The sequence below is a fragment of the Alteribacter aurantiacus DSM 18675 genome (genome assembly GCF_000429705.1).
Taxonomy (GTDB): domain Bacteria; phylum Bacillota; class Bacilli; order Bacillales; family Salisediminibacteriaceae; genus Alteribacter; species Alteribacter aurantiacus.
Genome location: NZ_KE386941.1, coordinates 664,721 through 678,697, shown reverse-complemented (window position 1 = coordinate 678,697; position 13,977 = coordinate 664,721). Strand labels below are relative to the sequence as shown.

Annotated in this window: 17 protein-coding genes; 2 read left to right on the top strand and 15 right to left on the bottom strand. The window is 40.8% G+C overall.

All coding sequences use genetic code 11. The features are described 5' to 3' along the window. Positions 1-2: 2 nt before the first annotated feature. The 14 genes from G476_RS0106635 to G476_RS0106565 all read right to left on the bottom strand — a co-directional run bounded on the left by G476_RS0106635 (position 3) and on the right by G476_RS0106565 (position 11,624). A complete protein-coding gene (locus G476_RS0106635; RefSeq protein WP_026689405.1) occupies positions 3-425 on the bottom strand; it encodes a stage V sporulation protein AB in 423 nt (140 codons plus the stop codon). Further along, a complete protein-coding gene (locus tag G476_RS0106630) occupies positions 418-1,041 on the bottom strand; it encodes a stage V sporulation protein AA (protein WP_026689404.1) in 624 nt (207 codons plus the stop codon). The genes G476_RS0106635 and G476_RS0106630 overlap by 8 nt, the downstream gene beginning before the upstream one ends. Positions 1,042-1,142: 101 nt before the next feature. Further along, positions 1,143-1,904 (bottom strand): RNA polymerase sporulation sigma factor SigF, encoded by a 762-nt coding sequence (gene sigF / locus G476_RS0106625; RefSeq protein ID WP_026689403.1) that lies wholly within the window; start codon positions 1,902-1,904, stop codon positions 1,143-1,145. 9 nt (positions 1,905-1,913) lie between these two features. Continuing rightward, positions 1,914-2,354, bottom strand: coding sequence for an anti-sigma F factor (gene spoIIAB / locus G476_RS0106620; RefSeq protein WP_026689402.1), 441 nt, complete (start codon positions 2,352-2,354; stop codon positions 1,914-1,916). Next, a complete protein-coding gene (gene spoIIAA / locus G476_RS0106615; protein WP_026689401.1) occupies positions 2,351-2,704 on the bottom strand; it encodes an anti-sigma F factor antagonist in 354 nt (117 codons plus the stop codon). Before spoIIAA ends, spoIIAB begins: the two co-directional genes overlap by 4 nt. A 159-nt stretch (positions 2,705-2,863) precedes the next feature. Then, the gene (locus tag G476_RS0106610) at positions 2,864-4,036 is read right to left on the bottom strand and encodes a D-alanyl-D-alanine carboxypeptidase family protein (protein ID WP_026689400.1); all 1,173 of its coding nucleotides are present in this window, start codon (positions 4,034-4,036) and stop codon (positions 2,864-2,866) included. Between the two features lie 519 nt (positions 4,037-4,555). After that, entirely contained in the window at positions 4,556-5,857 is a 1,302-nt protein-coding gene (locus G476_RS0106600; RefSeq protein WP_026689399.1) for a pyrimidine-nucleoside phosphorylase, read from the bottom strand. Positions 5,858-5,936: 79 nt separating this feature from the next. Then, a complete protein-coding gene (locus G476_RS0106595; protein WP_035186196.1) occupies positions 5,937-6,746 on the bottom strand; it encodes a purine-nucleoside phosphorylase in 810 nt (269 codons plus the stop codon). Positions 6,747-6,952: 206 nt separating this feature from the next. Further along, complete coding sequence (gene deoB / locus G476_RS0106590) at positions 6,953-8,137, bottom strand: phosphopentomutase (RefSeq protein ID WP_026689397.1); 1,185 nt, start codon at positions 8,135-8,137, stop codon at positions 6,953-6,955. 133 nt (positions 8,138-8,270) lie between these two features. Continuing rightward, positions 8,271-9,161 (bottom strand): site-specific tyrosine recombinase XerD, encoded by an 891-nt coding sequence (gene xerD / locus G476_RS0106585; RefSeq protein WP_026689396.1) that lies wholly within the window; start codon positions 9,159-9,161, stop codon positions 8,271-8,273. Between the two features lie 19 nt (positions 9,162-9,180). Then, positions 9,181-9,411 carry a YqzK family protein gene (locus tag G476_RS0106580; RefSeq protein WP_026689395.1) on the bottom strand — a complete coding sequence of 77 codons (231 nt, stop codon included), beginning with the start codon at positions 9,409-9,411 and terminating at the stop codon, positions 9,181-9,183. Positions 9,412-9,701: 290 nt separating this feature from the next. Then, the gene (gene fur, locus G476_RS0106575) at positions 9,702-10,163 is read right to left on the bottom strand and encodes a ferric iron uptake transcriptional regulator (RefSeq protein WP_026689394.1); all 462 of its coding nucleotides are present in this window, start codon (positions 10,161-10,163) and stop codon (positions 9,702-9,704) included. Positions 10,164-10,284: 121 nt separating this feature from the next. Further along, positions 10,285-10,920 carry a stage II sporulation protein M gene (gene spoIIM, locus G476_RS0106570; RefSeq protein WP_425387226.1) on the bottom strand — a complete coding sequence of 212 codons (636 nt, stop codon included), beginning with the start codon at positions 10,918-10,920 and terminating at the stop codon, positions 10,285-10,287. Between the two features lie 167 nt (positions 10,921-11,087). Beyond that, the gene (locus G476_RS0106565; protein ID WP_026689392.1) at positions 11,088-11,624 is read right to left on the bottom strand and encodes an NUDIX hydrolase; all 537 of its coding nucleotides are present in this window, start codon (positions 11,622-11,624) and stop codon (positions 11,088-11,090) included. A 99-nt stretch (positions 11,625-11,723) separates the two neighbouring features. On the opposite strand from G476_RS0106565, the gene mciZ reads away from it, so the two are divergent. Continuing rightward, entirely contained in the window at positions 11,724-11,900 is a 177-nt protein-coding gene (gene mciZ / locus G476_RS24170) for a Z-ring formation inhibitor MciZ (protein WP_084405645.1), read from the top strand. On the opposite strand, the gene G476_RS21400 is transcribed toward mciZ, so the two are convergent. Next, the gene (locus G476_RS21400) at positions 11,836-12,927 is read right to left on the bottom strand and encodes a DUF3866 family protein (protein ID WP_035186192.1); all 1,092 of its coding nucleotides are present in this window, start codon (positions 12,925-12,927) and stop codon (positions 11,836-11,838) included. The genes mciZ and G476_RS21400 overlap by 65 nt on opposite strands. Before the next feature lie 128 nt (positions 12,928-13,055). Here G476_RS21400 and G476_RS0106555 point away from each other — a divergent pair, with 128 nt between their 5' ends. Further along, on the top strand, positions 13,056-13,970 hold the full coding sequence (locus tag G476_RS0106555) for an aldo/keto reductase (protein WP_026689391.1): 915 nt from the start codon (positions 13,056-13,058) through the stop codon (positions 13,968-13,970). The last annotated feature ends 7 nt before the right edge of the window (positions 13,971-13,977 follow it).

Genomic DNA, 13,977 nt, shown 5'->3' with positions numbered 1-13,977 from the left:
ACTCACCTCATGGGATAAAAGTACAACCAGTGAAACAACGATCCCGTTATTTTTCCGAATACGATCGCAAACAAAAGCCAAGATATTCTTTCGGCTACACCTACTCGCTTTGCCAATATTGGAAATACATTGAGCACTTCTGTTAACGCGGCTGCTAAGAGACCGATAAACATACCGGCTGCAAGTCCTACTGGGATCGTAAAAAACGCAGGCAAACGTAACGCAGGATCACCTAAACTCATCCATGCCCCACCAAGAGCCCCAATAATGACAGCACTTTCGTACTTTGTTACAGCTTTACTCGTATTAGTAAGTTGAGCTAGCCTTGGAATAATGCCAAGTACAGTTATAAATGCGACCAAACCGCTACCTACTGCAATGCCGCCTCCCAAACCAATTAAGATAGTTATAACAAGGTCAATCATTGTTTTTCTCCTGCTCCATGGGATTCTTATGATTTAGAGCCACGTACCGGTCGATATTATCTTGATAATTGAACATTTCCATCTCAAGGGGACTTGGTTCATCGTTAATTCGCTTTTTGAACAAATGATTAAAAAAAAGAATCATACCAAGACCCAAACCAAATGAATAAGGAATCTGTAACCAGAGAGGATGTTCCACCTCTGTACCAGTGATAACTTTGTACAATTTTTTATGTACCCCTGACATACTCACATCTTCATGAAAGTTCATAATGGCAAGTGCCGATCCTACGAACAATAAGAACCAAACCATACTAAACAGGAGTGGCTTCATCGGCTGTTTTTGAATCTCATGCCAAATAATCGTTTGGATCGGTCCGACAACTTGAATGTCAGCTTCAGGCCACGTTGCAAGAATTAATTCAACTATTTTCATGGAGTCCACTACAATAGGACTTCCTTGACCATCTGTCATCGCTTCTTTAATAGGGATTGAACCAATTCTTTCAAGTACGGGTTCATCTGCAATGAGTTGAGAAATGTCTTTTAGCAACAGCTCATCAGGTTTCTTTGCTCTAATTCGCGCTTTTAAACGTACGTAGACTCTTTCATCCATTTCCCTCACCCCTTCTCACACGCCTGTTCCTTTTATTATGAGTTGAAAGGAAACACATCATGCATAAGGAGTAAGGAGCGCACGCAAAAAACCAACCGGGTCTACTCACCCAGTTGGTCTTTTAATTGTTTAAGTATTTTCTTCTCAAGCCTTGATACTTGTACTTGTGATATACCAAGACGTTCTGCGACTTCTGATTGGGTTTGATCTTTGTAATACCTCAAGTAAACAATGAGTTTTTCCCGCTCTTCCAACTTTTCAATGACATCTTTTAATGCAATTTTATCAAACCACTTGCCTTCATTTTGGTCAGAGATTTGATCTAAGAGAGTGATTGGGTCTCCATCGTTTTCATAGACTGTCTCATGTATGGATGTAAGATTTCTGCTTGCTTCTTGTGCAAAAACCACATCTTCAGGAGACATATCCAAACTCTTTGCAATTTCATTAACCGTTGGAACACGCCCAAGAGTCTTTGTGAGCTCTTCTTTCATCTTACGGATTTTATTGGCACTTTCTTTGATGGAGCGACTCACTTTAACCGTCCCGTCGTCACGGAGAAAACGTTGAATTTCACCAATAATCATAGGAACAGCATATGTCGAAAATTTCACATCGTAACTCAAGTCAAACTTATCTACCGATTTTATCAGACCGATACATCCAATTTGGAACAAATCGTCCGGCTCATAACCCCGGTTTAAAAACCGCTGCACTACCGACCAGACGAGGCGAGTGTTGGAACTTACGATGCGATCTCTTGATTGTTGGTTTCCCTCTTGTGCTTCAGCAATTAAGCGCTTTAGCTCCTCGTCCTTCAGAAACACCTCTTTCTTCTGCTTTTGCTTTACATTTACTTCCATAACATACCCCTAATTACACATGGCCTTTTGTTTAGAAAGGCGCTTGGTGAGACGTACCGTCGTACCGACCATCGGTTCCGAACGGATTACCACATCATCCATAAAGTTCTCCATAATTGTAAAGCCCATTCCGCTTCTTTCTAACTCAGGTTTGGAAGTATAAAGAGGCTGTCTTGCTTCCTCAACATTATTCATTCCAACGCCTTCATCTTCAATTAAAATTCGTACCGTGTCGTCACTTAATTCCGCTTCGATTTTAACCATGCCATTGCCTTCGTTTGGATAGCCATGAATAATTGCGTTTGTTACAGCTTCACTGACAACGGTTTTAATTTCTGTCAGTTCATCCATGGTCGGATCGAGCTTGGCAATAAAAGCTCCAACCGTAACCCTTGCAAAAGATTCATTTTCACTGATTGCACTAAATGCCAACTTCATGATATTTCTCATGACGCCACCCCCAGCATAGATAATGCACGATCTTCGTCTGTTTCCAAGCGAATGATCTTGAATAACCCTGACATATCAAACAGACGTTTAATTTGTGGAGAAATCGAGCATACAACCATTTCTCCTCCAAGCGTTTGAATGAACTTATACCTTCCTAATATCACGCCAAGACCGGAACTGTCCATAAACGTTAACTGCTCTAAATTTAGTAGCATATGTGTTAGATGATGCTCTGTCATCGCCTGGTCGACACGTTCACGAAGTTTCTTTGCTGTGTGATGATCAAGTTCACCTTCCAATCGAACACAGAGAACATTTTCCTTTTTTTCTAAATCAATTAGTAAACTCACTGCCCCTTCACTCCTTGCCTTAAGGTTTATGAATTCCGCTCTAAGGCTGTTCTTCGGAATACACGTAAAGGGAATTTCGCCTTAGATCACTCGTTATCCTTCACCGATACAAAACTAGTGTAGTTTCGTCAAAGTAAATAACCGAACGACCAAAGGTGACTATTTTTTCCCGACTAGAATAGACGATGTTCTCTTAATGAACTGCCACAAAGATGCTTCGTCCACATCTTCCGTCAAAACGAGGGATACTTCAGACAAGGTCTTACCATCCAACTTAACCGTAAGTTTCCCGACTGTGTCCCCTTCTTTTAACGGGGCTTTTACATCTTTATTCCATGACACTTCTTCTGTCGCTCCATCTAGAGATTGGCCTTTCTTAGTAAGCATGGATACATTTTCAGCTGTCGCAGCATCCACTTTGCTCTTCGATCCCTTGTTTACTTTCACTTGGTCAATCACAGTACCTCTGTCATACTGCTTATGGACTTGGTACTGGCTGTATGCATAATCGAGCATTTCAGTAATTTGCCGGTTACGTTCTTTAGGTGTAGAGGCTCCCATCACCACTGCAATCACACGCATATCTTTTTTATTGGCTGTAGCTGTTAGGCAGTATTTCGCTTCTCTTGTAAATCCTGTTTTCAACCCATCAACACCAGGATAGAATTTAACGAGTTTGTTTGTATTTACTAGCCAAAACTTTTTATCACTATCCGCTCTCAAGTAGTCTTCATACAGGCTTGTATAATCCGTAATATTCTCGTACTTAAGAAGTTCTCTTGCCATCATCGCCATATCGTGGGCAGTCGTATAATGGTTTGCTTCTGGTAATCCGTTTGAGTTTAAGAAGTTTGTATCTTTAAGGCCCAATTCTTTTGCTTTGGCATTCATCATGTTCACAAATTCATCTTCCGTTCCAGCTAAATGTTCAGCCATAGCTACAGAAGCGTCATTCCCAGAGGCAATGGCAATCCCTTTTAGCATTTCATCAACAGTCATCTCTTCACCAGGCTCAAGAAAGATTTGAGAACCCCCCATGGAGGCTGCTCGCTCGCTGGTACGCACTTTCTCATCCAATGTGATTTTTCCATTATCAACTGCTTCCATGATGAGGAGCATAGTCATAATTTTCGTCATTGATGCCGGTGGCAGCTGTTCATTGCTATTTTTTTCAAACATGATCTCTCCTGTGTCTCGTTCAATTAAAATAGCAGAGCTCGCATCTTCCGCAAGCTTTGCTCCGCTTTCTTGTGCATGTACAGGAGTATAAATTGTCATCGCGAGAATCATCAAAACAGAAAACACTAGTAAAAGCTTTGAGTATGGCTTCATTATATTATCCCTCCATTATGTATCAGGGCGCTCCTAGTTCTGCACAAAGAAACACCACATTTCTTTACCATTTTGCCCCGGTTATTCTTGTTTATACCATGCTCTTTTTATAGGAGAATGATGGGTGATTTTCGTTATTGGAAATGTGGTGGTTTTTTCGTTTCGTAAACACGAAGCTAAGAAGGAGTGTCATTGGATTTTAAGAGTGCCACTTAAGAACGAACATGGCCTCCTAGAGATTGATATTTGGATAGAAAGAATGTGGAAAGATAATGAATGGCGAAGGTTAAGATAGGTTTTTTGATGGAGCTGGAGCTAGAGGGTTTACTAAGTGATTCATAAACGCTAAACAACATAAAGAAAGGCTGAGACATATAGTAAGTGTTTAAAGTAGAATCCGAACAATTCGCTAGCAGAGCGGCATAGTTCCACCGCATACCTTTGTTAGGATTTCCAATCATAAACACACTTATGTCCCAGCCTCTCTTTTTTTATAGTAGAACGACTGTTAGCATTCTCTTACTTGATCACATCATAAACAAGTGATGGGGCTGCTACTTTATTATTGCTGATGTCATAGGATTCATAAATGCGATCCATGCATTCTTTAACATCTTCTTGATTTGAGTGAATTGTTACCAACGTTTCACCCTCTTCAACTTGGTCCCCGACTTTCTTGTTAAGGATCAATCCTACGGCGAGATCAATTTCAGACGATTTCGTTGCCCGTCCAGCACCTAAAATCATAGCTGCAGTCCCAATTTTATCGGCAATGATGTTGGATACAAAACCGGACTGTTTGGCTTTTACATCAAATGTAAATGACGCTTTCGGAAGGTTTTCAGGATTTGCAATCACATCAGGATCACCGTTTTGAGATTTAGCAAAAAGTTTGAAGTGCTCCAATGCCGAACCATCATTAATGGCTTGTTGCAACATCTCTTTCGCTTTTTCGTGATTATCTGCTTTTCCTGACAAGACTACCATGTGACTTCCCAATGTTATGCAAAGGTCTGTTAAATCACTTGGCCCCTCTCCTCTTAATGTCAGAATCGCTTCTTCTACTTCCAAAGCATTTCCGATTGCCTTGCCCAGCGGCTGACTCATATCCGAGATGACAGCAGACGTTTTACGTCCCAAGTCATTCCCGATTTTAACCATCGTTCTAGCCAACTCTTTCGCATCGTCAAGGTCTTTCATAAAGGCTCCAGACCCTGTTTTTACATCTAATACGATCGCGTCTGCACCAGATGCAAGTTTTTTACTCATAATGGAGCTAGCAATGAGCGGGATCGAGTTTACTGTGGCCGTAACATCACGAAGAGAGTATAGCTTCTTATCCGCAGGTGTCAGATCAGCCGTCTGCCCAATCACAGCAACTTTATTTCGATTCACCAAGTCAATAAACGTATCGTTTGTAATTTCTACACTAAACCCTGGAATGGCTTCGAGTTTATCAATCGTTCCGCCTGTGTGTCCCAGACCACGACCACTCATTTTAGCCACAGGTACACCAACACTAGCTACAAGAGGAGCTAACACAAGAGTTGTTGTGTCTCCCACCCCTCCAGTACTATGTTTGTCGACTTTAACACCTTCAATCGGTGATAAGTCAATGGTGTCACCTGAATGAACAATCGCATTTGTTAAATACGCGCTCTCTTCATCCGTCATGCCTTGGAAATAGACAGCCATCGACCATGCACTCATTTGATAATCAGGAATCTCGTCTTTTGTATACCCGTCAATAATAAACTCGATTTCTTCTTTGGAAAGAACGTCACCGTTTCGTTTCTTTTCTATTAAATCAACCATTCTCATAACTAAGACACCATCCTTAAGATACTAAGGCATTGAAAAAGGTAAAGTTTAACCTTTTTCAGTGCCTTTATTTGAAGAGCTACATTTTTCCTGCGATTTCTTTAACAAGTGATAAGAAGTTCGCTTTTACTTTTTCTGTCGTTTCGATCACTTCATCATGGTGAAGTGGTTGGTCAAGGATACCTGCAGCCATATTGGAGATACAGGAAATACCGAGTACTTTCAATCCACAGTGCCTTGCGACAATCACTTCAGGTACTGTACTCATACCTACTGCGTCCCCACCTAGCGTTCGAAGCATACGAACTTCTGCAGGTGTTTCGTAGCATGGTCCTGTATTACCTACATACACACCGGATTGTACATTAATTCCAAGCTCATTCGCTGTACGTTTAGCCAATTCGAAGTGGGATTTCGTGTACGCTTCGCTCATATCCGGGAATCGTGGACCCATTTCCTCTTCATTCGGTCCAATCAATGGATTCGTCCCAAAGTTGTTAATATGGTCTTCAATTAACATTAGATCCCCCGGCTCAAAGGATTCATTTACCCCTCCTGCTGCATTTGTAACGATTAAATCTGTTACACCGATCGCTTTCATTACACGCACTGGTAGCGTCACAAGGCTCATGTCATAGCCTTCATAATAATGAAAACGGCCTTGCATAGCGACGACACTTTTTCCATTCAATGTTCCAATTACCAGCTGGCCTTTGTGACCAGCAACAGTCGAGGTTGGGAAACCAGGAATGTCACTATAAGGTATGGTTACTGCTTGTTCAATTTCATCTGCAAGAACCCCTAATCCTGAACCTAAAATGAGGCCGATTTGAGGTGTTGAATTGAGTTTGCTTTCAATAAATTGTTTAGCTTCAGTAAGTGCTGTCATAATGATGATCCCTCTCTTGTTTGATTTATATTGTTTTTCATGAGTAGCCACTCGCGTCAGTTTATAAAGCTACACTTCACCCCATCCGATACGCATAACATAAGGACACGGTACTTCACGTAAAATTACGTTTCCTGAATAAGGGGTATACCCTTGTTTTTTGATTGGGGTTGATCAAAAAAGCGCCCCTTTATCCTCAATCAGTTTTACTTCAGATCCTTAAGAAAGCTAATACCATGCTCCGGCATCTTAACTTGGAAATTATCTGCAATCGTAGCTCCTACGTCTGCAAATGTCTTCCTGTCTTCTAGTCTCTTTCCTTCTGCAAACGTTTTGTTGTAACAAAGAAGCGGTACATACTCTCTAGTATGATCCGTACCAGGGTGGCAAGGGTCGTTTCCATGATCTGCAGTGATGATTAATAAATCGTCATCCTTTAGTTCTGCGAGCACCTCAGGTAAGCGCTCGTCGTACTCTTCCAACGCTTTTCCGTATCCGATTGGATCTCGTCTATGGCCGAATTTCGCATCAAAGTCCACCAAATTCAAAAAGCTGATACCCCTAAAATCCATTTTGGTCGTTTGAACGAGCTTGTCCATTCCATCCATATTGGAAGTCGTTCTTAAGGATTCAGTAATCCCTTCACCATCATAAATGTCCGAGATCTTACCAATGGCAATGGAGTCATACCCATCATCTTTCAACTCATTCATTACCGTTCTACCGAAAGGTTTTAATGCGTAGTCGTGACGATTGGATGTACGTTCCCATTGTCCTTTAGACCCAAGGAATGGTCTGGCAATGATTCTTCCAACCATATATTTCTCATCAAGCGTTAGTTCACGAGCAATTTTGCAAATCCGATAAAGCTCCTCAATCGGCACAATCTCTTCGTGTGCTGCGATTTGTAATACGGAATCTGCAGACGTGTAAACAATAAGATCCCCCGTATTTAGGTGATGTTCACCTAATTCATCAAGGATTTCCGTACCTGAAGCCGGTTTATTGCCGACAATTTTACGCCCGGTCTTATCTTCAAGTTCCTGAATTAGCTCATCAGGAAATCCGTCAGGAAACGTGCGGAATGGTTGATCAATACGCAACCCCATAATCTCCCAGTGACCTGTCATCGTGTCTTTCCCGTTTGATGCCTCCTCCATTAATCCGAAATGGGCCTTTGGCTTGGATGCCTTTTCAATTCCTTCAACTTCTCTAATATTAGATAATCCGAGTTCAGCCATGTTAGGCATTTTAAGCCCGTTCATTTTTTCAGCAATATGACCGAGGGTGTTAGATCCTTCATCATTAAATTTTGCTGCATCGGGTGCTTCACCAATGCCTACTGAATCCATAACAATAACAAAAATACGTTTGAAGCGCTTACTTTCCATTTCCTAATTCCTCCTCTATCTGTTTCAGAATACCTTTATGTACTTTACCCATTACAAGTATAAACTATAGTAACAAAAAAGGCAGGTCAGAAGTCAGACGTCTCAAATGAACAAACCATTCCCTCAAGATCTTTTATGCTCGAGGGTGATAGTTTGCATATACATCTCTTAATCTCGTTTTACTAACATGTGTATAAATCTGGGTCGTCGATATATCTGCGTGACCAAGCATTTCCTGCACAGCTCTAAGATCTGCCCCATTTTCAAGTAAGTGAGTAGCAAACGAATGCCTGAGTGTATGGGGGGTTAACTCTTTCTCGATTTTCGCATCTTTAGCCAAGCTTTTTAACACTTTCCAAAACCCTTGTCTTGACATCTGTCTTCCATGATGGTTAATAAATAACACATCATGTCTTTGCGTTTTTAGCAGCTTAGGTCTGCTTTTACGTAAATACATCTCAAGGACATTTGAAGCTGTCTTTCCAAGGGGGATGATTCTCTCTTTATTTCCCTTACCGATACAACGTACAAAGCCCATTTGTAGATGCAAGTCCGAAAGTGTCATGGAACATAACTCTGTCACTCGAAGGCCTGTTGCGTATAGCATTTCCAACATGGCTTTGTTTCTCAGTCCTAATGGTGACGTAGAATCAGGTGAATCTAACAAAGCCTCCACTTCACCCATATTTAGCACCTTAGGGAGGCGCTTTTCTGCTTTCGGTAAGTCAATAAGTGTACTTGGATCATGAGTTGAAAGGCCTTCACGTAGCATAAATTGATGAAAGGATCGCAATGACGATAATTGGCGTGAAACGGTTGTCGCCGCTTTTCCTTTTTCTTTTAAATAGAAAAGAAAAGATACGATATTCGTTCTATGAACCTTTTCAACATCTTGAATTTGCTCGACGTTTTTTAAGTATTGTATATAATTCGTTATGTCTCGTTTATATGCCTCAAGCGTATTTGAAGAAAGTCCTTTTTCTACTAAGAGGTAGTGAAGATATTCTTTTAGTGCCTTGTCCAAAGCGTTCCCCCCTCTTCTTTTATTCTCCATTGAGATAAAAGAGCCTTAACCGCTCAAGTGCTTCTTGGTAGACGGATTCTTCCTGAACTTGCCCAATGACTTTAACAGCCCTTCCACTAGGCTCATCGTAGCGATGATAACGGTCATACTCATCACTCACCCACATGATACCATAGTAAAAAACAAGTGTGCATCCCATAAAAAGAACGAACACAAGCATCGTTTCGTATAATGAACGTAAAAAAGCCATACCAACACACCCTCTGTCCGAATTTTAGCATCTGCTAAAGGCAGATGTTCCGGCCTATTTGTCTACTAAAAGAATATGCCGTATGGACAGCTTTTTATACGGGTTATATTGAATTAACTATGTATTAGACAAGAAGACGTCTTTTTATGTGCTTTTTCACGTTCTTCTTTAGGGAGTGGTCCCTGTTTTAGTGTATTCTATTGTTTCTCTTATTCAAGTCCAAAAAGAAGAAAGCAACGGCCAGTTAAACTTCCCCTATCGGAAGAGCAACAAGCACATTGCTTCAACATTTACTCGTTTTCCTGATTTCCTTTATTATTCGTGCACCGATGACAAATGCCGTGAAATGTCAACCGGTGATCCTTGATCAAGAAATTCCATCTGCGTTCAACTATTTTCTCCACATCCCCGAGGAGGTCCTCTTGGATCTCATCAACAGATCCACAGTCAATGCATACAAGATGGTGATGAAAGTGGGTTGCCCCTTCTTTTCTAAGGTCATACCTTGATACACCATCGCCAAAGTTTATTTTGTCCACCACTTTTAATTCAGTCAGTAATTCCAATGTTCGATACACCGTAGCCAGACCAATTTCAGGGGACTTTTCCTTTACAAGCAGGTATACATTCTCCGCACTGAGGTGATCCTCTTCGTGTTCAAGCAGAACCCTAACGGTTGCTTCCCGTTGCGGTGTCAGCTTATAGCTTTGGGAGTGCAATTGCTTTTTAATTCGTTCAATACGTTGCTCCATATTTAACGCCCCTTTAAACTGCCATTTCCAACTCTATTATACTCTTGGGCAAAAAAAGGTGTCAAATAAGAATTGTTCCAAACACAAAACAATAATTATTATTATAAAGTAATTAATACAATTATGGTAACCACTGTACTACCGATCGTAACAGGATTGGTGATACGTAAGCTTCATACCCTGACATGACGGTAATAACTGCACCTGTGATGAGTAGAAAAAGTGAATATGCCGTAAAGTGTTGAAAGATCGGCTCATACCCTTTTCGGATAATCTGTCTGCATATTTTCAAAGAAAAAGAAATAGAAACCGTAGCCACGATAATAAAAACGGGAACCAAAATCATATTTTGAGGAAAAATCGCTGCAAAAGCAAGAACAAATCCATCAAACCCCATTTGGCTCACAAGGAAACCGACTGTAAAACCGATGACTAATCCTTTTAAAAAGAGCAGAATCAAGATGATTGGTAATCCAATCACTGACAGTCCTAAAAACCACATTAATCCTAAATATTTGCTGTAATGAGCCAACGTTTGGATAAATGCATCTTCAGAAGAGGCCATTTCACCTTTTTCAACTTGTCCGAAAAATTGCGTCAAGTATGTGTACAGGTCAGTTTTCTGACTGATGCTTAAACTATTCACAATAATCGCCCCAAAGATAACCCCCATCATAAGAAGAACGATAGAGAATACGTAAATGGAACGGTTTTCTTCAATGTGGTTCATGATTGCCCATTTCAAACCGCGATTCATCCGGTTCATGTTTATTCGCCCCTTTACAGTCAATCAAGATTCACTCAATCTTACTCTATGAATCTACTTGATAATCTATGACATGTTTATAGGGGCGAAGAAAGTGACGATCTGCTCTAAAGTAGTGGTTCATCCTCTAGGGTATGACCGGCTTTCTAGAAGTTGATCTACCGATTCAAAAGATAGTGCTGAATAGCAAGGATCGTTTTTGCGTCGTGGATCGCTTCTGATTTAATCATATCTAAAGCTTCTTCTACTGTTACTTCAATCAACTCAACGAATTCATCTTCATCGGTCTGAACTTTTCCTTCACTTAAATGCTCTGCTTCGAATAAATAAACGATTTCATCGGCAAATCCTGGGGAAGTATAAAACGAAGCAATCTTTTTAACGGAGTGAGCACGATATCCTGTTTCTTCTTCCAATTCTCTAATAGCACAAAGACTAGGGTCCTCGCCTGTTTCCAGCTTACCCGCTGGTATTTCCGCTATCGTCTTTTCTAGTGCCTTCCGATATTGGTTTACGAGAACAATCTTGTTTTCTTTAGTTACAGCGAGGACTGCTACTGCTCCAGGATGATTGATAATCTCCCGTTTACTCTCTTTTCCATTTGGCAAAGCTACATTATGAACACTAAGATCAATAATTCTGCCTTTATAGATCTCTTTTTTATTTATTGTTTTTTCTTCTAAATGATCTGTCAAAGGTAACACTCCTTCTCTTTTACCGGTTCTCTTTTTCAAGAACATTTCATAATGTTAAGCATACCAAACAAAGCATGGCAAAAAAAGGAGAGATAAACGATGCACGTATACTTGAAAGATAACGGGTTTGTTGTAGCAGGAAAAGTGTGGCAAGTAAAAGCTTACTTAAAAAAGCTCGCTTCACAACACGATACGGTAGAGCAATGGATCTCTAACGGAAAGCCCGCTTCTTCTCATACTCAAACAAATAATATAGTGCCGTTCCCACACCGCTAAAGTATAACGGATCTTCTTGGAAGGATCTGCCCATGGAGTGAATCGGGCCAGTATTTGATAAAGACCGTTCTACCCACTCTTTAATAAGGTTCTCACACACTTTAATAACTTCAACGTGTGAAAACTGTTCGAGCTTTTTCACCGACTCCATCAAATACCGATCTGCTTGTTCTCCAACCGGAAGAGTCAAAACACTCTTTGCGTACGTAAACTCAGTGAGGGCGGTCATTGTATGATGAGACAAGCCAAGGTGACGCTCTCTTTTATCTGCTTCAGATAACCTTGGTGTCCATATGGGATTTCCGTTTCCTTTTCCGATTATGTTTGCCCACTCTGCCATTCTTATTGCACTGAATCCATAGCGAGTTGCTGTGCCTACCCCTCCTGGCCCTACAGTGACAACAACGGTTGCTTTTGGATCGATATTCATTACAAATTGTAGGGCAGTTACAAGATTAATTGCCTCAAAATCACCACCAAATGCTTGCCCTATCGATATTGTTGCCATTCGGCTATTTGTTTTTAAAGATTGTAAATGGTTGCTTACAGGGAGAGCAAGTGCAGCTGAATCGTCAATAATGGCAATTAGGTTACCTTCTTTATCATTTTCCTCAAACAGGCCCCAAAGAACAGGGAGCATGCTATGTAATTCACATAGCAAAATCGGTTTGCCATTTAGATTTAATTTTTGGTTAAAATAAGGAGCTTCCAGATGTTGTTCAGGTGATTCAACGGTTAGCATGCTATGTTGAATCGGCAAGTATCGACCTTTAATAATGTGCCCCTTCTGCTCTCCAATGGAATGACTTTTACGATCCTCCACATTCATTACAAAATCAAACCCACCTGTGCCAAGGTTAAGCTGAGTAGCCGTTACATTAATCTTCACCTTATCCCCCGGCTCCACTCGAGGAAAGTACGCTTTATACAAAACGGCTGACCCACAACCACCATCAACAGTAAGTGTCTGTATATCGTTTGTTTCATTTATGATCTTCGTCACTGTTACGTTTTTTGTACATAGCATGTCGTTCCCTCCCCTTACCACAAACGTATTCAAACTTTAAGATCTTCATACCCTACCACAGGGCAATGTTTTAGCTTAAAAGACCTGTGGTATTCTATACATGATCCCTACTTTAAGGAGGAATAGCATTGAAAAAAAACAGAATTGGTTCGTCTGATTTACATGCAACAGAGATCGGGTTTGGTTGCATGTCTCTTTCAAATAATCAACTAGAAAATGAAAAGATCATTCACGAAGCCATCGATCGAGGCGTAAATTATTTTGATACGGCTGATCTTTATGAATTCGGTGCCAATGAAGAGTCGGTTGGAAAAGCTTTAAAAGGAAAGCGCCAAGACGTGATTCTTGCTTCTAAAGGAGGAAACGAGTGGGGAACTGGCATTGATGGTTGGAGATGGAACCCTTCAAAAGAGCACCTTAAAAATGCCGTTAAGGACAGCTTGAAGCGGCTTCAAACTGACTACTTGGATTTATATCAGTTACATGGAGGAACTATAGATGACCCAATTGATGAAACCATCGAAGCATTCGAGGACCTTGTAAAAGAAGGTACCATTCGCTACTATGGCATTTCCTCTATTCGGCCAAACGTGATTAAAGAATACGCTACACGTAGTAATATCGTTAGCGTAATGATGCAATACAGCCTATTAGATAGGCGACCAGAAGAGCTGTTTTCATTGTTAAATGACCATACAATATCAGTGATCGCCCGAGGTCCAGTTGCCAAGGGGTTACTAGCGCACGACTATGAACGAAAATTGTCTGATGAAGGTTATCTCAATTATAATAGAGATGAACTTACACAAACGATAAAAAAGCTGGAAAAAGTAGCAAAAGAAGAACATATGAATTTAAATGAATTAGCACTGCGCTATGTATTAGGTTCACAAACAGTTGCTTGTACTGTGCCTGGGGCTTCTGAGGTAGCACAGGTTGAGGGGAATATACTCGCCACACAAGTGAATAACCTATCGCCTGATACGATTGAGTTCCTTCAAACGATTACTAAGGAAAGTCAATACGACAAGCATAGAGAATAAATAAGAG

Excerpts from the sequence above, each read along its gene's own strand:
- G476_RS0106635 (WP_026689405.1), bottom strand. The coding sequence starts at position 425 with ATGATTGACCTTGTTATAACTATCTTAATTGGTTTGGGAGGCGGCATT.
- G476_RS0106630 (WP_026689404.1), bottom strand. The coding sequence starts at position 1,041 with ATGGATGAAAGAGTCTACGTACGTTTAAAAGCGCGAATTAGAGCAAAG.
- sigF (WP_026689403.1), bottom strand. The coding sequence starts at position 1,904 with ATGGAAGTAAATGTAAAGCAAAAGCAGAAGAAAGAGGTGTTTCTGAAG.
- spoIIAB (WP_026689402.1), bottom strand. The coding sequence starts at position 2,354 with ATGAGAAATATCATGAAGTTGGCATTTAGTGCAATCAGTGAAAATGAA.
- G476_RS0106610 (WP_026689400.1), bottom strand. The coding sequence starts at position 4,036 with ATGAAGCCATACTCAAAGCTTTTACTAGTGTTTTCTGTTTTGATGATT.
- G476_RS0106600 (WP_026689399.1), bottom strand. The coding sequence starts at position 5,857 with ATGAGAATGGTTGATTTAATAGAAAAGAAACGAAACGGTGACGTTCTT.
- G476_RS0106595 (WP_035186196.1), bottom strand. The coding sequence starts at position 6,746 with ATGACAGCACTTACTGAAGCTAAACAATTTATTGAAAGCAAACTCAAT.
- deoB (WP_026689397.1), bottom strand. The coding sequence starts at position 8,137 with ATGGAAAGTAAGCGCTTCAAACGTATTTTTGTTATTGTTATGGATTCA.
- G476_RS0106580 (WP_026689395.1), bottom strand. The coding sequence starts at position 9,411 with ATGGCTTTTTTACGTTCATTATACGAAACGATGCTTGTGTTCGTTCTT.
- fur (WP_026689394.1), bottom strand. The coding sequence starts at position 10,163 with ATGGAGCAACGTATTGAACGAATTAAAAAGCAATTGCACTCCCAAAGC.
- spoIIM (WP_425387226.1), bottom strand. The coding sequence starts at position 10,920 with ATGAATCGCGGTTTGAAATGGGCAATCATGAACCACATTGAAGAAAAC.
- mciZ (WP_084405645.1), top strand. The coding sequence starts at position 11,724 with ATGCACGTATACTTGAAAGATAACGGGTTTGTTGTAGCAGGAAAAGTG.
- G476_RS21400 (WP_035186192.1), bottom strand. The coding sequence starts at position 12,927 with ATGCTATGTACAAAAAACGTAACAGTGACGAAGATCATAAATGAAACA.